The organism is Kitasatospora sp. NPDC033851 (genome assembly GCF_055576085.1).
Map to the genome: position 1 here is coordinate 190156 of NZ_JBVIRL010000004.1, position 24080 is coordinate 214235.

The 24080-nt window shown below is 73.0% G+C and carries 19 protein-coding genes, 1 pseudogene and 1 riboswitch; of the genes and pseudogenes, 16 read left to right on the forward strand and 4 right to left on the reverse strand.

Annotation, left to right across the window (positions count from 1 at the left end; translation table 11 throughout):
- Positions 1–50: 50 nt before the first annotated feature.
- A complete protein-coding gene (locus ACZ51D_RS10360; RefSeq protein WP_465617069.1) occupies positions 51–1496 on the forward strand; it encodes a replication-associated recombination protein A in 1446 nt (481 codons plus the stop codon).
- 310 nt (positions 1497–1806) lie between these two features.
- Positions 1807–2421, forward strand: a complete 615-nt coding sequence (rpsD, locus tag ACZ51D_RS10365) for a 30S ribosomal protein S4 (protein WP_360498493.1) — start codon at positions 1807–1809, stop codon at positions 2419–2421.
- Positions 2422–2543: 122 nt separating this feature from the next.
- Here the strand turns inward: rpsD and ACZ51D_RS10370 are convergent, their stop codons facing one another.
- Both ACZ51D_RS10370 and ACZ51D_RS10375 read right to left on the reverse strand, forming a co-directional pair.
- Positions 2544–2870 (reverse strand): tetratricopeptide repeat protein, encoded by a 327-nt coding sequence (locus tag ACZ51D_RS10370; protein ID WP_465617072.1) that lies wholly within the window; start codon positions 2868–2870, stop codon positions 2544–2546.
- A 64-nt stretch (positions 2871–2934) separates the two neighbouring features.
- Complete coding sequence (locus ACZ51D_RS10375) at positions 2935–5163, reverse strand: ATP-binding protein (protein WP_465617074.1); 2229 nt, start codon at positions 5161–5163, stop codon at positions 2935–2937.
- Between the two features lie 222 nt (positions 5164–5385).
- Here ACZ51D_RS10375 and ACZ51D_RS10380 point away from each other — a divergent pair, with 222 nt between their 5' ends.
- The 14 genes and pseudogenes from ACZ51D_RS10380 to ACZ51D_RS10445 form a co-directional block, all read left to right on the forward strand.
- Positions 5386–5865, forward strand: coding sequence for a DUF948 domain-containing protein (locus tag ACZ51D_RS10380; protein WP_360498499.1), 480 nt, complete (start codon positions 5386–5388; stop codon positions 5863–5865).
- 4 nt (positions 5866–5869) lie between these two features.
- A complete protein-coding gene (locus ACZ51D_RS10385) occupies positions 5870–6295 on the forward strand; it encodes a DUF6167 family protein (RefSeq protein WP_465617076.1) in 426 nt (141 codons plus the stop codon).
- Positions 6295–8964 carry an alanine--tRNA ligase gene (gene alaS, locus ACZ51D_RS10390; RefSeq protein ID WP_465661843.1) on the forward strand — a complete coding sequence of 890 codons (2670 nt, stop codon included), beginning with the start codon at positions 6295–6297 and terminating at the stop codon, positions 8962–8964. Before ACZ51D_RS10385 ends, alaS begins: the two co-directional genes overlap by 1 nt.
- A complete protein-coding gene (ruvX, locus tag ACZ51D_RS10395) occupies positions 8964–9443 on the forward strand; it encodes a Holliday junction resolvase RuvX (RefSeq protein ID WP_360498505.1) in 480 nt (159 codons plus the stop codon). The genes alaS and ruvX overlap by 1 nt, the downstream gene beginning before the upstream one ends.
- Before the next feature lie 138 nt (positions 9444–9581).
- Complete coding sequence (gene mltG, locus ACZ51D_RS10400) at positions 9582–10877, forward strand: endolytic transglycosylase MltG (protein WP_465661845.1); 1296 nt, start codon at positions 9582–9584, stop codon at positions 10875–10877.
- Between the two features lie 188 nt (positions 10878–11065).
- On the forward strand, positions 11066–12958 hold the full coding sequence (gene mltG, locus ACZ51D_RS10405) for an endolytic transglycosylase MltG (protein WP_465661847.1): 1893 nt from the start codon (positions 11066–11068) through the stop codon (positions 12956–12958).
- Between the two features lie 34 nt (positions 12959–12992).
- Positions 12993–13823 carry a shikimate dehydrogenase gene (locus ACZ51D_RS10410; protein WP_465617086.1) on the forward strand — a complete coding sequence of 277 codons (831 nt, stop codon included), beginning with the start codon at positions 12993–12995 and terminating at the stop codon, positions 13821–13823.
- A gap of 218 nt (positions 13824–14041) precedes the next feature.
- On the forward strand, positions 14042–15226 hold the full coding sequence (gene aroC, locus ACZ51D_RS10415) for a chorismate synthase (RefSeq protein WP_360498513.1): 1185 nt from the start codon (positions 14042–14044) through the stop codon (positions 15224–15226).
- Positions 15223–15744 carry a shikimate kinase gene (locus ACZ51D_RS10420; protein ID WP_360498515.1) on the forward strand — a complete coding sequence of 174 codons (522 nt, stop codon included), beginning with the start codon at positions 15223–15225 and terminating at the stop codon, positions 15742–15744. The genes aroC and ACZ51D_RS10420 overlap by 4 nt, the downstream gene beginning before the upstream one ends.
- On the forward strand, positions 15737–16828 hold the full coding sequence (gene aroB / locus ACZ51D_RS10425; RefSeq protein WP_360498517.1) for a 3-dehydroquinate synthase: 1092 nt from the start codon (positions 15737–15739) through the stop codon (positions 16826–16828). The genes ACZ51D_RS10420 and aroB overlap by 8 nt, the downstream gene beginning before the upstream one ends.
- An 8-nt stretch (positions 16829–16836) precedes the next feature.
- Entirely contained in the window at positions 16837–17265 is a 429-nt protein-coding gene (aroQ, locus tag ACZ51D_RS10430) for a type II 3-dehydroquinate dehydratase (RefSeq protein WP_360498551.1), read from the forward strand.
- A gap of 316 nt (positions 17266–17581) precedes the next feature.
- Entirely contained in the window at positions 17582–18511 is a 930-nt protein-coding gene (locus ACZ51D_RS10435; protein ID WP_465661849.1) for an AAA family ATPase, read from the forward strand.
- A gap of 144 nt (positions 18512–18655) precedes the next feature.
- Complete coding sequence (locus ACZ51D_RS10440) at positions 18656–19465, forward strand: Fpg/Nei family DNA glycosylase (RefSeq protein WP_465617092.1); 810 nt, start codon at positions 18656–18658, stop codon at positions 19463–19465.
- Between the two features lie 143 nt (positions 19466–19608).
- Positions 19609–20106, forward strand: a pseudogene (locus ACZ51D_RS10445) (AAA family ATPase); the annotation flags it as partial.
- Between the two features lie 1553 nt (positions 20107–21659).
- Here ACZ51D_RS10445 and ACZ51D_RS10450 read toward each other — a convergent pair.
- Positions 21660–23333, reverse strand: a complete 1674-nt coding sequence (locus ACZ51D_RS10450) for a hypothetical protein (RefSeq protein WP_465661851.1) — start codon at positions 23331–23333, stop codon at positions 21660–21662.
- Positions 23334–23388: 55 nt separating this feature from the next.
- Positions 23389–23772 carry an ArsR/SmtB family transcription factor gene (locus ACZ51D_RS10455; RefSeq protein WP_465617098.1) on the reverse strand — a complete coding sequence of 128 codons (384 nt, stop codon included), beginning with the start codon at positions 23770–23772 and terminating at the stop codon, positions 23389–23391.
- Positions 23773–23854: 82 nt separating this feature from the next.
- A riboswitch (cobalamin riboswitch) is annotated at positions 23855–24068 on the forward strand.
- Positions 24069–24080: the final 12 nt, after the last annotated feature.

Here is a 24080-nt window from a genome sequence, read left to right on the forward strand (position 1 = left end):
GTGAGGAGCGGGCAGTGAGGAGTGTCGCAGCCCTCGCATAGGCTTCCGGTGTGGACGAACCGGACCTCTTCACCGCCGCCGCCGAGGAACGCCAGGCCAAGGAGCCCGGGCGGGCGCCCCTGGCCGTACGGATGCGCCCGCGCACCCTGGACGAGGTGGCCGGGCAGCGGCAGCTGCTGAAGCCCGGCTCGCCGCTGCGGCGGCTGGTCGCGGGCTCGCGCGGCCCGGCGGCCACCAGCTCGGTGATCCTCTGGGGGCCGCCCGGCACCGGGAAGACCACCCTGGCGCACGTGATCAGCCAGGCCGTCGAGGGGCGCTTCGTCGAGCTGTCCGCGATCACCGCCGGGGTCAAGGAGGTCCGGGCGGTGATCGACGGCGCCCGGCGGGCGGTCGGGATGTCCGGCCGGGAGACGGTGCTCTTCCTGGACGAGATCCACCGCTTCTCCAAGGCCCAGCAGGACTCGCTGCTGCCGGCCGTGGAGAACCGCTGGGTCACCCTGATCGCGGCGACCACCGAGAACCCGTACTTCTCGGTGATCTCCCCGCTGCTGTCCCGCTCGCTGCTGCTCACCCTGGAGTCGCTGACCGACGAGGACATCCGCGCGCTGCTGCGCCGCGCGGTGGCCGACGAGCGCGGCCTGGGGGGCGCGCTGGAGCTGACCGAGGAGTCCGAGGACCACCTGGTGCGGCTGGCCGGCGGGGACGCCCGGCGGGCGCTCACCACGCTGGAGGCGGCGGCCGGGGCGGCGCTGGAGAAGGGTGAGTCCAGCATCACGCTGGCCACCACGGAGACGGCCGTCAACCAGGCCGCGGTGCGCTACGACAAGGACGGCGACCAGCACTACGACGTGGCGAGCGCGCTGATCAAGTCGATCCGGGGCAGCGACGTGGACGCCACCCTGCACTACCTGGCCCGGATGATCGAGGCGGGGGAGGACCCGCGGTTCATCGCCCGCCGGCTGATGATCTCGGCCAGCGAGGACATCGGCCTGGCCGATCCCACGGCACTGCAGACGGCGGTGGCGGCCGCGCAGGCGGTGGCGCTGATCGGTTTCCCGGAGGCGCGGATCATCCTCTCCCAGGCGGCGATCGCGCTGGCCCTGGCACCCAAGTCCAACGCGGCCTACCTGGCGATCGACGCGGCGCTGGCGGACGTCCGGCAGGGCCTGGCGGGCGCGGTCCCGGCTCACCTGCGGGACGCGCACTACGGCGGCGCGGGCAAGCTCGGCCACGGCCAGGGCTACCAGTACCCGCACGACCTGCCGGAGGGCATCGCCACCCAGCAGTACGCCCCGGACGCGGTGCACGGCAAGGAGTACTACCAGCCGACCCGGCGCGGCGGCGAGGCCCGCTACGCGGACGTCGTGGACTGGACCCGGGGGCGGCTGCGCGGGGAGCGCCGCAGCGAGAAGCAGACGGAGCGCAAGCCCGGGAAGTCGGCCGAGAAGGCAGTCGAGAAGGCGGCCGAGCAGACGCCCGGGGAAAAGGGCGAGTGATCGGCGGCTATACTCGATCGGAGTGCCATGTCTCGGGACGGCGGCGGGGGAGACCCCACCGACCGGCCGCACCAGCGGGACATCGGCGGTAGGCCTCTTCCGAGGGGCCCGCAGCAGGAGCGTCGCGCACCGTTTCGGTGTCGCGGGCGGCCCGGATTCCGGGCCGGTCCGTGTGACAAGCACTTTCGTGCCCGGCTCCGGAGAGCGGCTGATCCCATCGCGCAGGCGGCGGGGTTTTCTCCGGGTCGCGACGTGCGACCTCCGTCAACACCTGGTGAAGCCGTATTCGTAAGCAAGGAAGGTTTGGTTCATGGCGAACCAGAAGCGTCCCAAGGTCAAGATCGCGCGTGCGCTCGGCGTGCCGCTGACCCCGAAGTCCGTCAAGTACTTCGAGGCCCGCCCGTACCCGCCCGGCCAGCACGGCCGTGGTCGCAAGCAGAACTCGGACTACAAGGTCCGTCTGCTCGAGAAGCAGCGTCTGCGCGCTCAGTACGACCTGAGCGAGAAGCAGATGGCGCGCGCGTTCGACCGCGCGAAGAAGGCCGAGGGCAAGACCGGTGAGGCGCTCGTCGCCGACCTGGAGAGCCGTCTGGACTCCCTGGTCCTGCGTTCGGGCATCGCCCGCACCATCTACCAGGCCCGCCAGATGGTCGTCCACGGCCACATCGAGGTCAACGGCGGCAAGGTCAACAAGCCGTCGTTCCAGATGAAGCCGGGCTTCGTGGTCACCGTCCGCGAGCGCAGCAAGGAGAAGGTCCCCTTCCAGGTCGCCCGTGAGGGTGGCTACGCGGGTGAGGGCCAGACCCCGAAGTACCTCGAGGTCAACCTGAAGGCCCTGGCCTTCCGCCTGGACCGCGCGCCGCAGCGCAAGGAGGTCCCGGTGATCTGTGACGAGCAGCTCGTCGTCGAGTACTACTCGCGCTGACCCGCGAGCGGTTCCGCTCTTCGCAGGACCACAAGCGAGCCCCCGTCGCCTTTCGAGGCGGCGGGGGCTCGCCCCTTTTCCGGTGCCGGCCGTTCAGGCGCTCACCTTCCGGTGCTCGCCGCTCAGACGGCCTCGCCGGCCATCGCGGCGGCCAGCCGCAGGTGCGGGCGGGCCTCCGCGGCGCGGCCCTGGCGCTCCAGGGTGCGGCCGAGCATCATCCGGGCGTAGTCCTCGGTCGGGTCGGCATCCAGGATCCGGAGCAACTCGGCCTCGGCGCGGCCGAGTCGGGCGGAGTGGTAGTAGCTGCGGGCGAGCAGCAGCCGGACGGAGAGGTTGGCCGGCTCCTCGGCCAGTACGCCCTCGAGCATGCGGGCGGCGTCGGTGTACGCCTTGGAGTCGAAGTAGAACGTCGCCATGCGGTACTCGTCGGCGGTGTTGTGGACGGCCATGGTGCTCCTTCCGGGTGGATCCTTGCCCCCTCAAGCAATGGACAAGTTTCAACTATTCCGGACCTCAGCTGTTGCGGACCGGCGAGGGAGCGGGAGCGGGCGGCACCGAGCAGGGACCCGGGCCCGGCTCCGGACCGTCCGCCGAGCCTCCGCCGCCGAGCGCCCGGGAGACGGCCTCGTCCAGGTCCAGTCGGGTGCCGGCCTCGTAGCACTCCTCATACTCCCGCTCGGTCAGCCCGGCCCGAGCCCGCTCGGCGCACTCCTGGTGGGTGCCGAAGAAGTTCCGCGAGCCGAGGAACGGGGTCCCGACCGTGCGCCAGATCCGGTGCGCGGCACCCTGCAGCACCCGGGCCTCGCGCAGGTTGCCCGGCTCGCCCGGGCCGCTCGGCTCGGTCTCCAGAAGCGCCAGCAGGTCGATCCCCAGCACGATGCCGAGCAGGTCGTGGAAGCGGTGGTTCAGCCGCACGCACTCCCGGGCCAGCGCGCGGGCCGGCTGGACGGCGCCGTCCAGCCAGTGCGAGTAGGCCGTCGCGTACAGCACGTACGCGTACGCCCACTGCTCGCCGTGCTCCTCGCACAGCTCGCGGGCCTGGCCGAACCAGAGCTCGCCGCTGTCGAGGTCGCCCTGGAACAGGTAGGCCAGGCCGAGTTCCAGCATGGCCATCACCACGTTGCTGTTGAGCTCGCCGATGGTCCGGTAGTGCCAGAGCGCCTCCTCGAACAGCTCGGCGGCGCGGTCCGGGTCGTCGCCGATCAGGGCGGCGCAGCCCTGGCGGTGGACGGCGTAGGCGAGGGCCCGGTCGTCGCCGGTGTCCAGGGCCTGGCGGCGGCACTCCTCCAGGGCCGGACGGGCGACGGCCAGGTCGCCCTGGAGGGTGGCCATGTAGCCGGTCACCCAGAGCGCCTTGGCGCGGGCCTCGGTGGGTTCGCGGTCCAGGGCGAGCGCGCGGTCCAGCCAGTGCCGACCCTCGCCGAGGTGGCCGCAGCCGACCCAGTAGAACCAGAGCGTGCCGGCCAGCAGCAGGGCGATCTGCTCCTCGCCGGGCTCGGCGAGGCAGAACTCCAGCGCCGCGCGGAGGTTGGTGTGGGCGAGTTCGGTGCGCTCGGCGGTCTCCGCCTGGCGGGGGCCGAACCACTCGACCTCGCCCCAGGTGGCGACGCCCAGGTACCAGTCGCGGTGGCGGCGCAGCAGCCGCTGCTCCTCGCCGGCGGCGCGCAGCCAGTGGCCGCCGTACTCGCGCAGGGTGTCCAGCAGGCGGAAGCGGACGCCGAAGCTGCTGTCCTCGCGCAGCACCACGGACTTGGCGACCAGTTCGTCGAGCAGGTCCAGGACGTCCTCGGGTTCGACGCCGTCGCCGGCGCAGACGTACTCGGCGGCCTCGAGGTCGAAACTGCCGGCGAAGACCGACAGGCGGGCCCAGAGTAAACGTTCCTGCACCGTGCAGAGCTCGTGACTCCAGCCGATCGTCGTGCGCAGTGTCTGGTGCCGCGGCAGGGCCGTCCGGGAGCCGCCGGTGAGCAGCCGGAAGCGGTCGTCCAGACGGGCGGTGATCTGCTCCACCGACAGCGCGCGCAACCGTCCGGCCGCCAGCTCCACGGCCAGCGGGATGCCGTCCAGCCGTCGGCAGAGCAGACCGACCGCCTCAGCGTTGGCCTCGGTCACCTCGAAGGAGGGCAGCACCGCCTTGGCCCGGTCGGCGAACAGCCGCACCGCGTCCGGCAGCGAGCCGGGCGCCGGGGGGTCGCCGGGCGACGGGTCGACCGGCAGCGGCGTCAGGGTCAGCAGGTGCTCGCCGGAGGCCCGCAGGGCGGTGCGGCTGGTGGCCAGCACCCGCAGGCCGGGCAGCGCCCGCAGTAGGGCGTCCGCCAGCTCGGCGCAGGCCTCGACCAGGTGCTCGCAGCCGTCCAGCACCAGCAGCAGACGCCGGCCTGCCAGCCGCTCGGCCAGCACGTCCAGCGGCGGACGGGCGGTGCCGTCGGTCAGCCGCAGCGCCTCCAGCACGGCGTGGCCGAGCAGCAGCGGGTCCTGCACCGGCGCGATGTCCACCAGCCAGGTGCCGTCCGGGAAGACGCCGTCCGCGCGGGCCGCCGCGCGCAGTGCCAGCCGGCTCTTGCCCACCCCGCCCGGGCCGGTCACCGTCACCAGCCGGGCGGCGGCCAGCAGGTCCGCCAGGTCGGCCAGTTCCCGCTGCCGCCCGACGAAGCCGGTCACCTCGGCCGGCAGCCGGCCGTGCTCCGGCTCGCGCGGCCCCGCCGCGGTCTCCCAGGGCTGTGCTGTCCAGTCGCCGGCCAAGCGCTGCTCCCCGTGTTCCAGGCCGGACCGCTCGCGGTCCGGACGTGCTCGGGCCGTCCGCGCGACGACCTGCCTGGCAGAACGAGGTGACCGGACGGTAGGTTACGCGCGCGGTTCGCACACCCGGTCGGGTCGCCCGCGCCGACCACCCGGTCCGGAAACCGGGCGTGGGCGCGATAGGGTTCCGTCTGGGAGAACAGCAAGGCGAGGGAGCGCGCAAAGGTGTCCGTGGGAGAGCTGGCCGGGTTGCTCGTCGCCGTGTTCTGGGCGGTCCTGGTCACCCTGCTCGCGGTTGTGCTGGTCCGCCTCTCACGCGTGCTGAAGGAGGCCGCCGTCCTGGTCTCCGCGGTCACCGAGCAGGCCGTGCCGCTGCTGACCGACGCGGGCGCCGCGGTGCGCAGCGCCAACGAGCAGCTGGAGCGGGTCGACGAGATCACCGCCAACGTGCAGGACGCCGCCGCCAACGCCAACGCGCTCTCCTCCACCGTGGCCGCCACCCTGGGCGGACCGCTGGTGAAGGTCGCGGCCTTCAGCTACGGCGTCCGCAAGGCGGTCTCCAAGCAGCAGGGCAGCCTGCCCTCCGTGCCGCTGCAGACCGGTGAGCGCGAGGAACTGGCCCGGCTGATCCGCGCCGAGGTGCGTGCCGCGACCGCGCCCAGGGGCGGCCTGCTCTCCAGGGTCCGGCGAGCGGTGAGGGGCTGACGGCATGGTGCGACGCATCTTCTGGATGGCGGTCGGCGCCGGCGCCACCGTCTGGGCCATGAACAAGGCCAACGAGGCCGTGCACCGGCTCACCCCGGACAGCCTCTCCGGCACCGCGGCGCGCGGTGCGCTGCACCTGGGCGACCTGGCCAAGCAGTTCGCCCAGGACGTGAAGGCCGGCATGGTCGAGCGCGAGGAGCAGCTGAAGGACGACCTCGGACTGCGCGGCACCGCCGTGGTGGAACCCCGGAGCGCGCGCCGCGTCCTGCGCGGCGAGCCGCAGTACCGAGCTATCTCGGCGGCGCCCGGCAGCCCGGCCGCCGCCCTGCCCCCCGCCCGCAGTGCCCGCACCACCCCCCATGCCACTGAAGAAACGCCCCGCCGCGCTCTGCCGCCGCGGGGCGGCACCCCGAACCGGAAGGACCACTAATGGAGTCGGCTGAGATCCGCCGCCGCTGGCTGCGCTTCTTCGAGGAGCGCGGCCACACCGTCGTTCCGTCGGCGTCCCTGGTCGCCGACGACCCCACCCTGCTGCTCGTCAACGCCGGCATGGTGCCGTTCAAGCCCTACTTCCTGGGCGAGGTCAAGCCGCAGTTCTCGCGCGCCACCAGCGTCCAGAAGTGCGTGCGCACCCTGGACATCGAGGAGGTCGGGAAGACCACCCGGCACGGCTCCTTCTTCCAGATGTGCGGCAACTTCTCCTTCGGCGACTACTTCAAGGAAGGAGCCATCAAGTTCGCGTGGGAGCTGCTCACCACTCCCGTCGCGGACGGCGGCTACGGCCTGGAGAAGGAGAAGCTCTGGATCACCGTCTACAAGGACGACGACGAGGCCGAGCAGATCTGGCGTGACGTCATCGGCGTCCCCTCCGAGCGGATCCAGCGCCTCGGCATGAAGGACAACTTCTGGTCGATGGGCGTCCCCGGCCCCTGCGGCCCGTGCTCGGAGATCAACTACGACCGCGGCCCCGCGTACGGCGAGGAGGGCGGCCCCGCCGTCAACGGCGAGCGCTACCTGGAGATCTGGAACCTGGTCTTCATGCAGTACGAGCGCGGCCACGGCGACGGGAAGGACGGCTTCGAGATCCTCGGCGACCTGCCGAGCAGGAACATCGACACCGGCCTCGGCCTGGAGCGCCTCGCCGCCATCCTGCAGGACGTCGACAACCTCTTCGAGATCGACACCAGCCGGATGATCCTCGACCGCGCCGCCGAGCTCACCGGCCACACCTACGGCGCCGACCACAAGTCGGACGTCTCGCTGCGCGTGGTCACCGACCACGTCCGCACCGCGCTGATGCTGGTCGGCGACGGCGTCACCCCCGGCAACGAGGGCCGCGGCTACGTGCTGCGCCGCATCCTGCGCCGCGCCATCCGCAACATGCGTCTGCTGGGCGCCACCGAGCCGGTGGCCAAGGAGCTCATCGACGTCGCCATCAAGGCGATGGCCCCGCAGTACCCGGAGCTGGAGACCGACCGCAAGCGCGTCGAGACGGTCGTCGTCGGCGAGGAGGTGGCCTTCCTGCAGACCCTGAAGGCCGGCACCAACCTGCTGGACGTCGCGGTCACCGAGACCAAGCAGGCCGGCGGTGCGGTGCTCTCCGGCGAGCAGGCGTTCAAGCTGCACGACACCTACGGCTTCCCGATCGACCTGACCCTGGAGATGGCCGAGGAGCAGGGCCTCCAGGTGGACGAGGCCGGCTTCCGCCGCCTGATGCAGGAGCAGCGGGACCGCGCCAAGGCGGACGCCAAGGCCAAGAAGATGGGCCACGCCGACGTCGCCGCGTACCGCGAGGTCGCCGACAAGTCCGGCGCGAGCGTCTTCACCGGCTACGCCCTCACCGAGGGCGAGGCCTCCGTGGTCGGCCTGCTGGTGGACGGCGTTCCCTCGCCGGCCGCCTCCGAGGGCGACGAGGTCGAGATCATCCTCGACCGCACCCCGTTCTACGCCGAGGGCGGTGGCCAGCTCGCCGACCACGGCCGGATCCGGCTGGAGTCCGGCGCGGTGGTGGAGATCCGGGACGTGCAGCAGCCCGTCCCGGGCGTCATCGTGCACTCGGGTGGCGTGCTGTTCGGCGAGGTCGTGCTGGGCGCCTCGGCGTACGCCACGATCGACATCGAGCGCCGCCGGGCGATCGCCCGCGCCCACTCGGCCACCCACCTGACCCACCAGGCGCTGCGCGACGCGCTCGGCCCGACGGCCGCCCAGGCCGGCTCCGAGAACGCCCCCGGCCGCTTCCGCTTCGACTTCGGCTCGCCCGCCGCCGTCCCGGGCAGCGTGCTGGTCGACGTCGAGCAGAAGATCAACGACGTGCTGGGCCGCGAGCTCGACGTCACCGCCGAGGTCATGACGATGGACCAGGCCCGCAAGGCCGGCGCCATCGCGATGTTCGGCGAGAAGTACGGCGACGAGGTCCGGGTCGTCTCCATCGGCGACTTCTCCAAGGAGCTGTGCGGCGGCACCCACGTCGGCAACACCGCCCAGCTGGGCCTGGTGAAGTTGCTCGGCGAGTCCTCGATCGGCTCCGGCGTGCGCCGCGTGGAGGCGCTGGTCGGCGTCGACGCGTACAAGTTCCTGGCCCGTGAGCACACCGTGGTCTCCCAGCTCACCGAGCTGGTCAAGGGCCGCCCGGAGGAGCTGCCGGAGAAGATCTCGGGCATGCTCGCCAAGCTCAAGGACGCCGAGAAGGAGATCGAGCGCTTCCGCGCCGAGAAGGTGCTGGCCGCCGCGGCGGGCCTGGCCGACTCGGCCGAGGACGTGCACGGCATCGCCGTGGTCGCCGCGCAGGTCGCCGACGGTGTGGGTGCGGACGAGCTGCGCAAGCTGGTCCTGGACGTGCGCGGCCGCCTCGGCGCGCGCCCGGCCGTGGTCGCCGCCTTCACCGTGGCGAACGACCGCCCGCTGACCGTGATCGCCACCAACGAGGACGCCCGCGGCCGTGGCATCAAGGCCGGCGAGCTGGTCCGGACCGCCGCCAAGACCCTCGGCGGCGGCGGTGGCGGCAAGGACGACGTCGCCCAGGGCGGCGGCTCCAACCCGGCCGCGGTCGGCGAGGCCATCGCCGCGGTGCGCGGCCTGGTCGCGGAGCGCGCCAGCTGATGGAGCACGAGGAGAGGCCCTTCCGGCGTGGGCGGCGGATCGCCGTCGACGTCGGTGACGCCCGGATCGGGGTCGCGTCCTGCGACCCCGACGGGGTGCTCGCCACGCCCGTGGAGACCGTCCCGGCCGGCGTGAAGTCGCAGGCCAGGATCGCCGCCATCGTCGAGGAGTACGACGCGATGGAGGTGATCGTCGGGCTGCCGCGCTCGCTGAGCGGCAAGGAGGGCCCGGCGGCGGAGAAGGTCCGCGCCTACGCGGCGCGGCTGGCCAACCGGCTCTACCCGGTGCCGGTGCGGCTGGTGGACGAGCGGATGTCGACCGTCACCGCGACCCACGGGCTGCGCGCCTCGGGCGTCAAGGCGAAGAAGGGTCGCTCGGTGGTCGACCAGGCCGCCGCGGTGGTGATCCTGCAGACCGCCCTTGAGTCCGAACGGGTGAGCGGACGCCCGCCCGGTGAGAGCGTCGAGGCGCTCGGCTGAGGAGCCTGATCTAACGTCCCGGTTGAGGGGTCCGTGCGGACGCGTTCGCACGGACCTCTTTTCGTTCGTTTCCGATTCCGTTTTGGATCGATTTGAGATCGATCCGGATCGATCTGGGACCGTTGAGGGGCGCGAGCCATGACCGACCAGGACTTCCACCCCGGGCTCACACCCGGACACCTGGGTGCGCCGGTACTGGAGCCGGAGGGCCGTCCGCCGTCCGCGCCCCGTCCGCGCTTCGATGCGCCGGATCCGCACCGACGGCGCAACGGACTGGCCTGCGGGCTCACCGCGCTCGCGCTGATCGCGGTGTTCGGCGGCATCGGGCTGACCGGATACACCTGGCTCCAGTCACAGCGCAAGCCCCCGGCCGCCGCCGACTTCGCGGGGCAGGGCACCGGCAGCGTCCAGGTCTCCGTGCCGGAGGGCGCCGGCCTGTCCCAGATCGCGTCCGCGCTGGTCCGCAACGGCGTGGTGGCCAGCTCGCTCGCCTTCACCCGGGCCGCGAAGGGCAGTGCGGCGGCCGCCGGACGGATCCAGCCCGGCACGTACACGCTGAAGCAGAAGATGTCCGCCGTCGCGGCGCTGGCCATCCTGATCGACCCGGCCAACGCCAACGGCCTCACCATCCCCGAGGGCTGGCGCGGCTACCAGATCTACGCCGCCATCGACAAGAAGCTCGGCCTGCCCGACGGCACCACCCAGCGCACCGCCCAGGACCAGGGCGCCGAACTGGGCCTGCCCGACTTCACCAACGGCAGCCCCGAGGGCTACCTGTTCCCGGCGACGTACAGCGTCACCGACGGGACCACCGCGATCGACCTGCTGAAGCAGATGGTGGAGCGGGCCGGCAAGGAGTTCACCCGCGACGACGCCAACGTCGTCGCGCAGAACCTCGGGCAGAGCGTCTACGGGCTGGTCACCGTGGCCAGCATGGTGCAGGGCGAGGCCGACAACACCGAGGACATGGGCAAGGTGGCCCGGGTGATCTACAACCGGCTGGCCAAGCACATGCCGCTGCAGCTGGACTCCACGATCAACTACGCGCTCGGCCGATCGACCCTGAACACCACGGTCACCGAGACCAAACTGGACTCCCCGTACAACACCTACCTGCACCCCGGGCTGCCGCCGACACCGATCTCCAACCCGGGGCGGCAGGCGATCATGGCGGCGCTGGACCCGACACCGGGGGACTGGCTGTACTTCGTCACCGTGAAGCCCGGCGACACCCGGTTCACCGACAACTTCGACGTGCAGCAGCGCAACGTGGCCGAGTTCAACGCCAACCGGGCGGCGAAGCCGAGCGCCTCGGCTTCCACTTCGGCGGCCGCCTCGGGTTCCGCCTCGGGTCCCGCGTCGGCTCCTGGCTCCGCGTCCGCGCCCGGTCCGGCGCCCGAGGCCGGTTCCGGTTCGGGTGCGGCGACTCCGTAACGGTGTTGTGTGCCGTCCGTGAGGTCGCCCACTGACGGTGCGTCCGCCCGGGCGGGGGCAAGGCTGCGGTACGGTAACGTCTCCCTCCAGGCGCTGCGCTAGCACGCCGGTTCGAGAATCAGCCGGGACGGCGTCGTCCCGGACGGCCGGTCCGATCCGCCGGCCGTCACCGTCGGTTAAGGGGATCAATGACCGATCTGGGTGGGGGCTACGCCCCCCAGGGCGAGCCGTGGCACCCCGGTGATCCCGGGTACGACGGCCGGCAGCCGGTCCCCGGCCAGCAGGACGGCCAGTGGCAGCAGCAGTACCCGCAGCAGGGCCAGCAGGTTCAGCAAGGCCAGCAGGTCCAGCAGCCGTACGGGGACGTGCAGCAGGGCTACCCCCAGCAGCAGATGTCCCAGCAGGGCTACCCCCAGCAGCAGATGCAGCAGCAGGGGTACCAGCAGCAGGGGTTCCCGGGCACCCAGCAGGGATATCCGCAGCAGCAGATGCCGCAGGGCCACCAGCAGCCGATGCAGCAGCAGGGCTACCAGCAGCAGATGCCCCCGCAGCAGATGCCGCAGGGGGGCTACCAGCAGCAGATGCCGATGCAGCAGCAGGGCTACCAGCAGCAGGGATTCTCGGGCGCCCAGCAGCACGGCATGCAGGAGCAGCCGGGGATGCAGCAGCAGCCCGGCGCACAGCAGCAGGCGGTGCCGCAGCAGCAGATGGCCCAGCAGCAGCGGGCCCGGCCGCAGGCGGCGCCGGCACCCGCGCCCGCTTCGGGCCCCGGGCCGGACGGCATCGACTGGGAGGCCGAGGCCGCCGCGCTGGAGTCCGGCGCCGACCCGGTCGGCGGCGCGCGCGAAGCCGGGACCGGCGAGTGGGACGGCCAGGAGGACGGCCACCACGAGGACGACGGGTACCCGGAACAGGAAGCCGAGCACCCCGAGGGCGGCTTCCTCGGTGAGCAGGACGAGTCCCGCGAGGCGAAGAAGAAGCGCAAGGAGAAGGGCAAGAAGTCCGGGCGCCGCAACGGTGGCGCGTGCCTGCTGGTCGCGGTGGTGCTGCTCGGCGCCATGGGCGGGGCCGGTTGGTGGGGCTACGGCTTCTACCAGGACCACTTCGGCCCGCCGCCGGACTTCACGGGCGCGGGCACCGAGTCCGTCCAGGTCGAGGTCAAGAAGGACGCGGTCGCCGGGCAGATCGGCCTGGCGCTGAAGAACGCCGGCGTGGTCAAGAGCGTCGACGCGTACACCAAGGCCTGCAACGCCGAGCCCAAGTGCACCACGGTCCAGCCGGGCTTCTACGGCCTGAAGAAGGAGATGCCGGCCGCCGACGCGCTCAAGGAGCTGCTCGCCCAGGCGGGCGGCGCGGCGATCGTGATCCCGGAGGGCAAGAACTCCTCCGAGATCTACGCCAAGATCGACGACAAGCTGAAGCTCCAGAATGGCACCACGGCGGGCGTCGCCAAGGCCCAGCTCAACGACCTCGGCCTGCCGGCGTATGCGAACGGCAACATCGAGGGCTTCCTCTGGCCGACCCGCTACAACATCGCCGACGGCATGAAGCCCGAGGACCTGCTCAAGCAGATGGTGAAGAACGCCGTCGACAAGTACGCGAACCTGGACGGCCAGGCCGCCTCGGTGGGCCTCAAGAACGGCTACGAGGTGATCATCGAGGCGAGCATCCTGCAGCGCGAGGGCAACAACGTGGGGGACTTCGCCAAGATGGCGAAGACCATCCAGAACCGGCTCGCCAACGAGCCCGAGACGCACCACCGTCTCGGCATGGACACCACGCTCCAGTACTCGCTGGGCCGCAAGGACCTCACCAAGAAGGACATGGACGACGCGTCCAACAAGTACAACACCTACATCAATGCGGGCCTGCCGCCGACGCCGATCTCCAACCCCGGCGACGACGCCATAAGCGCGGTGCTCCACCCGGCGGACGGCAAGTGGCTGTACTTCATCGCGATGGACCCGCAGCACACCAGGTTCGCCGAGACGAGCAAGGAGCACTACGCCAACGTCAAGGAGTACTGCCAGGCGGCCGGGCAGGGCTTCGACGAGGCGCGCGGCCATTGCACCACCAAGTAGCCCTGGCCGTAAGGCAGTCCATGGAGAGGCAGCGTTGACCAGCAAGCACCGGGCGGCCGTCCTCGGCTCGCCGATCGCCCACTCGCTCTCGCCGGACCTGCACCGGGCCGCCTTCGCGGCGCTCGGGCTGGACGGCTGGCGCTACGACCGCTTCGAGGTCGACGAGGCCGCGCTGCCCGGCTTCCTCGCCGGGCTGGACGAGGCCGAGTGGGCCGGGCTGTCGCTCACCATGCCGCTGAAGCGGGCGATCATCCCGCTGCTCGACGAGGTCAGCGCGACGGCCCGCTCGGTGGACGCCGTCAACACCGTGGTGTTCACCGCCGACGGCCGCCGGACCGGGGACAACACCGACATTCCCGGGCTGGTCAACGCGCTGCGCGAGCGCGGGATCACCGACGTGCCCGGCGCCGCCGTCCTGGGCGCCGGGGCCACCGCCTCCTCGGCGCTGGCGGCGCTCGCCCAGATCTGCACCGGCGAGGTGACGGTCTACGTGCGCAGCGCCGAGCGGGCCCGGGAGATGGCCGAGCTGGGCGAGCGACTGGGCCTGGTCGTGCGCACCGCCGACTGGGAGCGCGGGGCCGAGGCGCTGGCGCAGCCGCTGACCGTCTCCACCACACCGGTCGGTGCGACCGACGCCTTCGCCGGTTCGCTGCCCGCCGAGCCGGGGGCGCTGTTCGACGTGCTGTACCACCCGTGGCCGACGGCGCTGGCCGCCGCCTGTGCCGAGCGCGGGTCGACCGTCCTGGGCGGTCTGGACCTGCTGGTGCACCAGGCGGTGCTGCAGAGCGAGGCCTTCACCGGGCGGACGCCCGGGCCGCTGGCGGCGATGCGCGAGGCTGGGGAGAAAGCGCTCACCGGGCACTGAGCCGGGGCCTCCGGCTGTCCGTCGGCTGCCCGTCGGCGGTCTCCTCGTCGCCTCCCCGCAGTCTCCCCGCAGTCTCCCGGCCGGATCGTGACCGGTTGCCGTCCGTCACGCGGACTGCGCCCCCGGGTGCCGCCGGCTCATGAAAGGATTCAGGCAGAAGGCACGCTCGGGCGGGCCCCGGCGGTGCCGTGGGCCGGTCCGCTGATGAAGGAGCTCCGTTGGGTACGTTGCGCTGGCTGACGGCGGGGGAGTCGCACGGCCCCGCACTCGTCGCGACGCTGGAAGGCCTGCCCGCCGGTGTACCGGTCACCACCGCCGTGGTGGCCGACGCGCTGGCGCGCCGTCGGCTCGGTTACGGCCGCGGGGCGCGGATGAAGTTCGAGCAGGACGAGGTGACCTTCCTCGGCGGTGTCCGGCACGGCCTGACCATGGGCAGCCCGGTCGCGATCATGGTCGGCAACACCGAGTGGCCGAAGTGGGAGCAGGTCATGTCGGCCGACCCGGTCGACCCCGAGGTACTGGCGGGCCTGGCCCGCAACGAGGCGCTCACCCGCCCCCGGCCCGGCCACGCCGACCTGGCCGGCATGCAGAAGTACTCGATCGACGAGGCCCGGCCGATCCTGGAGCGCGCCAGCGCCCGCGAGACGGCCGCCCGGGTCGCGCTGGGCGCCGTCGCCCGCTCGTACCTCCGCGAGGTGGCCGGGATCGAGATCGTCAGCCACGTGGTCGAGCTGGCCGCCGCCAAGGCGCCGGCCGGCGTGCTGCCGCAGCCCTCGGACGAGGCCAAGCTGGACGCCGACCCGGTCCGCTGCCTGGACGCGGACGCCTCGAAGGCGATGGTCGCCGAGATCGACCAGGCCCACAAGGACGGCGACACCCTCGGTGGCGTGGTCGAGGTGCTGGCGTACGGCGTGCCGGTGGGCCTCGGCTCGCACGTGCACTGGGACCGCCGCCTGGACGCGCGGCTGGCCGCCGCGCTGATGGGCATCCAGGCGATCAAGGGCGTCGAGGTCGGCGACGGCTTCGACCTGGCCCGGGTGCCGGGCTCCAAGGCGCACGACGAGATCGTCCCGACCCCCGAGGGCGTCAAGCGCACCTCCGACCGCTCCGGCGGCACCGAGGGCGGCCTGTCCACCGGCGAGGTGCTGCGGGTGCGCGCCGCGATGAAGCCGATCGCCACCGTGCCGCGGGCGCTGCAGACCCTGGACGTGCGCACCGGCGAGCCGGCCAAGGCGCACCACCAACGCTCGGACGTCTGCGCCGTGCCGGCCGCGGGCATCGTCGCCGAGGCGATGGTCGCCCTGGTGCTGGCCGACGCCGTCAACGAGAAGTTCGGCGGCGACAACGTCACCGAGACCCGCCGCAACGTGCAGGGCTACCTCGACCACCTGATCATCCGATGACCTCTCCTGTTGTGGTGCTGGTCGGCCCGCCCGGCAGTGGCAAGTCCACCGTCGGGCGGGCCCTGGCCGAGCGCCTGGGCCTCGGCTTCCGGGACACCGACGCCGACATCGAGGCGACGGCCGGCAAGCCCATCCCGGAGATCTTCATCGACGAGGGCGAGCCGCACTTCCGCGCGCTGGAGGTCGCGGCCGTGCGCGCCGCCGCCACCGGACACGACGGGGTGCTGGCGCTCGGCGGCGGCGCGGTGATGGCCGAGGCCACCCGTGAGCTGCTGCGCGAGCTGCCGGTGGTCCTCCTCGAGGTCCCCCTGGCCGACGCGGTCAAGCGGGTCGGCCTGGACGCCCCGCGCCCGCTGCTGGCCGTCAACCCGCGGGCCCGCTGGCGCGAGCTGATGGACGCCCGCCGCCCCCTCTACCTGGAGGTGGCCACCGCCGTCGTCGACACCGCCGGGCGCACCCCCGAGCAGGTCGCGGACGCCGTACTGGAAGCACTGGAGCTGAAAACCCCCCATGACTGACACCACCGTCAGGATCCACGTCGGCGGCAGCGCCGGCCACGACCCGTACGACGTGCTGATCGGGCACCAGCTGCTCGGCGAGCTGGCGCCGCTGATCGGCACCCGGGCCAAGCGGGTCGCGATCATCCACCCGGAGGCGCTGGAGGCCACCGCCGACGCCATCCGCGAGGACCTGCTCGGCGAGGGCTACGAGGCGATCGCGCTGCAGGTGCCCAACGCCGAGGACGCCAAGAGCGCCGAGGTCGCCGCGTACTGCTGGTCGGTGCTCGGACAGACCGGGTTCACCCGCAGCGACGTCATCGTCGGCCTCGGTGGCGGCGCCACCACCGACCTGGCCGGCTTCGTCGCCGCCACCTGGCTGCGCGGGGTGCGCTGGATCGCCATGCCCACCACGCTGCTCGGCATGGTCGACGCGGCCGTCGGCGGCAAGACCGGCATCAACATCGCCGAAGGCAAGAACATGGTCGGCGCCTTCCACCCGCCGGTGGGCGTGCTGGCCGACCTCGGCACCCTGGAGACCGTGCCCAAGCACGACTACGTCTCCGGCCTCGCCGAGGTCATCAAGTGCGGCTTCATCGCCGACCCGGCCATCCTCGACCTGATCGAGGCCGACCCCGAGGGCGCCAAGACCCCGGCCGGGGCGCACACCGTCGAGCTGATCCGCCGCGCCATCCAGGTCAAGGCCGACGTGGTCTCCGGGGACCTCAAGGAAGCCGGGCGGCGCGAGATCCTCAACTACGGCCACACCCTCGGCCACGCCATCGAGCGCAACGAGCGGTACAAGTGGCGGCACGGCGCCGCGATCTCCATCGGTATGGTCTACGCCGCCGAACTCGGCCGCCTGGCCGGCCGGTTGGACGACGAGACGGCCGACCGGCACCGCACCGTGCTGGCCTCGGTCGGCCTCCCGCTGAGCTACCGCGCGGACGCCTGGCCGAAGCTGCTGGACGCGATGAAGATCGACAAGAAGTCGCGCGGCGACCTGATCCGCTTCATCGTCCTGGACGGCCTCGGCAAGACCTCCGTGCTGGAGGGCCCCGACCCGTCCCTGCTGGTCGCCGCCTACGCGGAGGTCTCGGCGTGACCCGGGTGATGGTGCTCAACGGCCCCAACCTCGGCCGGCTCGGCAGCCGCGAGCCGGACGTCTACGGTGCCACCTCGTACGCCGGTCTGGTCGAGCGCTGCACCGAGCTCGGCAAGGAGTTCGGCTTCGAGGTCGAGGTGCACGAGACCAACTCCGAGCAGCAGATGGTGGAGTGGCTGCACGAGGCGGCCGACGGGCAGGTGCCCGTGGTGATCAACCCGGGCGCGTTCACGCACTACTCGTACGCGATGCGGGACGCCGCCGCGCAGCGCACCGCGCCGCTGATCGAGGTGCACATCTCCAACCCGTACGCCCGGGAGACCTTCCGGCACACCTCGGTGATCGCCGCGGTGGCGTCGGGCACCATCGCCGGTTTCGGGCTGGGCTCGTACGAGCTGGCGCTGCGCGCGCTGGCCGAGCAGCTCACCACGCGCTGAGGGGGCGGCCCGGTCCGACTCCCGCAGGTGGGGTCGGACCGGCCGCACGGCCGGGGCCCGGCGGCGGGCTGGGCCCGCCCCCGGGCCGCCGGGTTGTGTGCCCGCGGGGAGGGGTGGGGGGGGTGCCGTGACGCAGTAAGCCGGAGGTGGGGAGGTCCCCGCGCGGCCCCCCCCGCCCCCCGGGGGGGGGGGGGGGCCCCGGCCCCCCGCCGGGGGGGGGGGGCCCCCCGCCCCCCCGGCGGGGGCCCGGCGGCGGACTGGGCCCGCCGCCGGGCCGCCGTGTAGTGTCCCCGCTGAGAGGTGTCGGGAGGGTGCCGTGACGCAGTACGCCGGAGGTGGGCAGGTCCCGCCGCGTCCCGCCGCTCCGCCGGTGCCGCCGGGGGGCGGTACGGGGGTGAACCCCTCGGGAGCGCCGGTCGCACCGCCGCCTCCGCCGCCGGTTCAGCCCGCACCGGTTCGGCCCGCGCCGGTTCCGCCCGCGCCGACTCGTTCGCAGGCACCCGTTGCTCCGCCGGCCCCCGGGCAGGCTCCCGTGCCGGCCGCCGGCCCGGCTCCGGCCCCCGCCGCGGTCCCGGCGCCCGCTCCGATGCCCAGCGCGCCGGTTCCCGCAGGAGGCACCGGGCACTTCGTGCTGCCGTCCGGGACGCCGGTCCAGCTGCCCGCCCACCCGCCGCAGCAGCACGCGCCCACCGGCCCGATCGCCGTCCTGCTGATCGGTCCGGCCGGGGCCGGCAAGACCACCGTCGCCCGGTACTGGGCCGAGCGTCGGCCCACCCCGACCGCGCACATCAGCCTGGACGACGTACGGGAATGGGTGCAGTCCGGCTTCGCCAACCCGCAGTCCGGCTGGAACAACGCCTCCGAGGCGCAGTACCGGCTGGCCCGCCGCACCTGCGGCTTCGCCTGCCGCAACTACCTGGCCAACGGCATCTCCTGCATCATCGACGACGCCGTCTTCCCGGACCGCCCGGCGATCGGCCTCGGCGGCTGGAAGCGGCACATCGGCCCCGGCATGATCCCGGTCGTCCTGCTGCCCAGCCTGGACTCCGTGCTGCGCCGCAACGCCCGGCGCAGCGGCAACCGGCGCCTCGGGGACGAGGAAGTGGCACGCATCCACGGGCGGATGGCCGGCTGGTACAACTCCGGGCTGCCGATCATCGACAACTCCTACCTGGACGTGGCCGGGACGGCCGCCGAGCTGGACCGCGTCATCCTGGCCCGGCTGATGGGCATGCCGGTCCGCTGACCTGCGCACTTCGCCGATCCGTTGATCTGTCGATCCGTTGATCCGAGGGGCCGCGGTGGTGTCGGAGCCGGCTGCGATGATGGACATGTCCTCGGGCCCGCCCAGCGGCCCGTCCTGTCCAACGACCCGGGGGAGCTGACGCCCGTGCCGGAAGGCCACATCATCCACCGCCTCGCCGCCGAGAACCGGAAGGCCTTCGGCGGGCGCCCGGTCCGGGTCTCCAGCCCGCAGGGCCGGTTCGCCGACGAGGCCAAGGTGATCGACGGGCAACTGCTCACCGGTGCCGAGGCCACCGGCAAGCACCTCTTCCTCGGCTTCGAGGAGGGCGCCTGGGTGCACATCCACCTCGGGCTCTACGGCGGCTTCGCCTTCGGCACCGGCCCGGCGCCCGCGCCGGTCGGCCTGGTCCGGCTGCGGCTGGAGAGCGAGGACGGCTACGCCGACCTGCGCGGTCCCAATACCTGCGTGCTCGTCACCGACGCCCAGAAGGCCGCCGTCGCGGCCCGCCTCGGCCCCGACCCGCTGCGCGCCGACGCCGACCCGGAGGCCGCCTGGCGCCGGATAGCGGGCAGCCGGACGACGGTCGCCGCGCTGCTGATGGACCAGAAGGTGCTGGCCGGGGTGGGCAACGTCTACCGGGCCGAGGTGCTGTTCCGCCACGGCATCGACCCGCACCGGGCCGGGCGCGACCTCACTCGGAAGGAATGGGACGCGATCTGGGCCGACCTGGTGGCGCTGATGCGCGAAGGCGCCGCGGTCGGCCGGATCGACACCGTCCGTCCCGAGCACACCCCCGAGGCGATGGGCCGCCCGCCCCGCGTGGACGACCACGGCGGCGAGGTGTACGTCTACCGGCGGGCGGCCATGCCCTGCCTGGTCTGCGGCACGGACGTCCGCACGGAGGCGCACGCCGCGCGCAACCTCTTCTGGTGCCCGACCTGCCAGGCGGCCTGAGGCCCTGACCTGGTGGGCCGTTGATCCGGCGGGCCACTGATCCGGTGGGCCGCCGATCCGCACTCCGGCTCGCCGATCCGCCTTCCGGCCCGGTGCCCAGCCCGTAGGCTGGGGCCGGCCGACCGGGCGGAGGGAGCGGGTGGATGGAGCGTCACGAGGTGGCCAACACCGTGTCAGGTGCCACGGTGGGCGGCCATGTGGTGCAGGCCCGGGACATCGGGTCGCTGCACATCCACCCGGCCGGTGCCGATCCGAAGCCGGTGCCGAGGCCTCGTCAGGTACGTGAGCCGCACGGCCCGTTCGTCAACCGTGAGCCGGAACTCGGTGCCCTGATGGCGGCGTTGGGTCGGGTCGAGGCGGGCGGACTCGGGCTCGTGGTGTTCACCGGCCTGGGTGGGGTCGGGAAGACCGAGCTGATCGCCAAGTTCACCGAGGAGCACCGGGCGAGCTTCCCGGACGGCGACCTCTACGCGGACCTCCTGGCCTACCGGCACCAGGGCGGGGTGGACCTCCCCGAGCTGCTGGCCGGCTTCCTGCGGGCCCTCGGCACCGAGCCCCCGGCGGCGGAGGCGGAGCGGTTCACCACCTTCCGAACCGTGACCGCCGAGCGCCGCTGTCTGTTCTTCCTGGACAACGTCGAGCACGCGGCCGAGGTCCGGGCACTGCTTCCCTCCAGCGGGCTGGTGGTGGTCGCGAGTCGGCGGCGGCTGCCCGCGCTGCGGACGGACGGCGCGGAGGTGCGGCAGCTCGGGCCACTGAGCGCGACGGCCGGCACCGACCTGGTGCGGGCCTGGCTGGGCTCCGGGCGGGGCACCGACGCGGAGCTGGCGGAACTGGTCGAGCTGTGCGGCGGGCTGCCGCTCGCGCTGAACGCGGTCGGGAGCCAGCTGCTGGACCAGGACCACCTGCCGGTCGACCGGGTGGTGGCCGAACTGCACGACCGGGAGGGCAGGTTGGCGATGCTGGAAGACGAGGACAGTGATCTCGGCGCGACGTACGACCTGGTCTACGAGCGGCTGTCGTCGGAGGCCCGGGCGCTCTACCACCTGATCGGCGTGCACCCCGGCCCCTTCGTGTCGGCCGAACTGGCGCATGCGGTCGGCGTGGCGCGGGCCGGGCAGGCGATCAAGCAGCTGCGGGCCGTCCACCTGGTGGACGAGGTGCTGGACGACGACCGCGAGGCCCGCTTCCGGGCCCACGACGTGGTGCGGCTGCACGCCTACGCCCGGGCGCGCGAGCTGCCCGACCACGAGGAACTCCTCGCCGGCGTCGTGGCGTACTACCGCGGCCGGGCCTCACTCGCCGACCGTGCGATGGCCAAGCAGCGACTCCGGTTGCAGGACCCGAGCGGCGACGACCTGCCGCGCTTCGCCTCCGAGACCGCGGCCCTGGAGTGGCTGTACGCCGAACGGGCGAACTTCCGCGCGGTCGTGGAGGCGGCGGCCGAGCAGGGCTGGCACGGCGAGGTGTGGCGGCTCTGCGAGTCGCTCTGGCTGCTCTACCACGACCGGAAGCTCTTCCAGGACTGGATCGCCACCCACCGGCTCGGCATCGAGTCGGCACAGTGGGACAACCAGCCGGACGCCGTGGTGCGGATGCGCAACCAACTGGCCCGCGCCTACCTCGACCGCAAGGAGTACCCGCTCGCCGCCGAACAGTTCGCGCTCGCCACGGAGCAGGCGCCGCTGGTCACCAACCGCCAGGTCGTCGGCGTGCTCTACGAGATGGACGGCCTGCTGTGTCTGGCCGACGGTCGCCCGGGCGACGCGGTGGAACGGTTCACCCTGGCCCTGGCGGAGAACCGGGGCGACGACCACGGCGAGATCGTCCAGGCCTACCACCTTGGCGCAGGCGTTGATCGCCGACGGCCGGCCGGAGGAGGCGCTGGCCGTCCTGGCCGAGGCCACGGCCCAGGCCGAGGAGTCGCACGACAACGACATGCTGATGAAGCTGCCGCTGGTCCGCGCCCGGGCCCACCGGGCGCTCGGACAGCTGGACCTCGCCGTCGCCCAGGCCGAGGACTGCGCCCGGCAGGCCGGGCAGCGCAGCCAGTACGCGAAGGAGGCGCAGGCCCACACCCTGCTGCTCACCCTCGCCGAGGAGCAGGGCGACGAGGAACTGGCGGAACGCAGCCGCGAGCGGCTGCGCCAACTGTCGAGCTAGGCCTTACGGTCCGGGCTCTATGGTCTGGGCCCTACGGTCCGGTACGGAAGGACACCCGGGTGTGGCGCTCGCCGGTGCGGATGGTGAGCCCGTGCTCGGGGAGGGCGGCCGGGTCGCCGCCGTCGGCGAGCCAGCAGGCGACGGCGGAGCCGAGCAGCAGCGGATCGACGCTGGGGGCGGTGCCCGTCCAGTCCGGTTCGGCGCAGGCCGCCAGCAGCAGGCCGGTGCGCAGCCGGAGCAGGTGACGGTCCGGGCCGAGGGCGGCCACCGCGACGGCGAGGCCGGGGAGTTCGGCGGCGGAGTCGGCGAGCCAGCGTTCGGCGGGGCGCTCGGCGTGCACCTCGGTCCGGGCGAGGACCTCGGCCGTGTAGCGCAGGGCGTCGCCGGGGTGCTCGTCGGTGAGGGCGTGGAAGCCCCGTGGGCTGTGGTCCTTCGGGTCGAAGGGGTAGCGCCGCAGGCTGACCTCCGTCCCCTCGCTCGCGCCCTCGACGTCGTAGGCGGTGGGCCGGTCGGCGGCTCCGGGGCCGAGGACGGGCTTGGGGTAGGGCGGCAGGGCCGGTTCGTCCCCTGGTTCGTCCAGTTGCTCCAGGAAGGAGTAGAGCAGCGGGCGCAGCACCCGGGCGGATTCGCCGCGGCGGGCGAGTGAGCGGTCGGTGATCTCGCGCAGGTCGGCGGGGTCCCGGGCCAGGGCCTTCTCGACCTGGGCGGGGAGGTCTCCGTCGGGGTCGAGCACGGGTGCGGCCTGGCCGAAGGCGTAGCTGGGGGAGCGCGGGTCGAGCTCGGCGGCGCCGGTGGCGACGAGCATGGTGGGGCGTTCCAGGGCGGCGCCGTAGAAGGAGACCGAGCCGTGGTCGCCGATCAAGACGTCGGCGGCGACCAGGGCGGCCTGCCAGCCCTGGTGCGGCGGGATCAGGCGCAGGCCCATCCGGCGGGCGGCGTCGAGCAGGGACTCCGGGTCGTGCCGACTCCAGATGTTGGGGTGCAGGACGACGGCCACGGTGTACTCGTCGGCGGGCAGCCGGCGGACCAGGCGCTGGGGCAGGTCGGGGCGGCGGCCGAATAACGAGTGCTCGCTCCAGGTGGAGTTGACGACGACGAGCCGTCGGCCGTCGACGGCGCCGAGTGCGGCGCGGTAGGTGTCGCGGGAGCGTCGGCTGTGCAGCATCCGGTCGAAGCACGGGTCGCCGACCACGTGGGCGACGTCCAGTGCCTCGGGGCAGGAGTCCCGCAGGCGGTCCAGTTGCTCGGGGTGGGAGAGGCCGAGGACGTCCACGAACACCCGCCCGCGGTGGGTGAGTTCGTTGCGGGACAGGCCGGCGGCGCTGACCGTGTCGCCGGTGGACTCGGTCACCAGGCGGTTGTAGCCGGCGCCGTGCGGGAGGACGACGAGCCGGGCGTCCAGGCGGTGCATGGAGGAGTGGACGGCGCAGGCGACGGCCAGGTCGAAGCGGTGCCGGACGGCGTCCTCCCAGTCCAGCACGGTGAAGCCGGGCAGGCCGTGCAGGTACTCGTCGAGGGCGCGGTCGGCGAAGGCGGAGCCGGGGTTGACGGTGAAGTACCGGGCGATGCCGTCGGGGTTCAGCAGGGTGAGGACGTCCAGGACCCGGGTGGCCGAGGTGAGGGTGCGGGCGACCGCCAGCACGCGGGCCTTGACCGGTCGGGTGTTCCAGCGGTCGGCGGGCCAGACGTGGGGGTGGGACGGCACACCATGATCGTACTCATCCGGGGTGGCGCGCCGGGTGCTGTTTCCCGAGTGTCGGTCAGCCCGCCGCTGCGGTGGGCTCGTGGTGCTCGGCGGCGGCGCACGCGTCGAGGAGGGGGCGCATGTCCTCGTCCACGAGCCGGTAGCGCACCACACGTCCGTCCTTGTCGCCGGTGACCACACCGGCCGTGCGGAGCAGCCGCAGGGCCTGGGACACGGCGGTGTCGCGCATGCCGGTGGCGACCGCGAGATCGGTGACGGCGAGCGGGCCGGCCCGGTGGAGGGCGAGCAGCAGGGCGAGCCGTCCGGGGTCGGCGAGCAGGGAGAACCGCTCGGACCAGGACCGGACGTGCGCGGCGTCGCCGATCGCGGCGATGGCCTCGCAGACCCGGTGTCCGTCGATGGTGCGGTGGCCCGCGCGGTCGGCCGGTACGAGATGCATGCGGACATTCTTGCAGGCGGCGTGCTGTGATCCTGGACACCTGCGCAGGTGCGCAGCCTTGCATGGGTCGGGGCGTGGCCCCTACGGTGTTGCCCGCCGTGGTGCTCGGGAAGACCGGTGACGGACCCTCAGGGGTCCGGATTCCGGAGCGGCCCTCGCCACTGTGATCGGGTCACTCCTCCGTCCCCGGAGGAGTGTCGTCCGTACCCACGACGCCACTGGGTGCCTCGCGCACCTGGGAAGGCGGGTACGGACGTCCCGTAAGCCAGGAGACCGGCCACGGCATCTCACGAAGTGATTCCACGAGG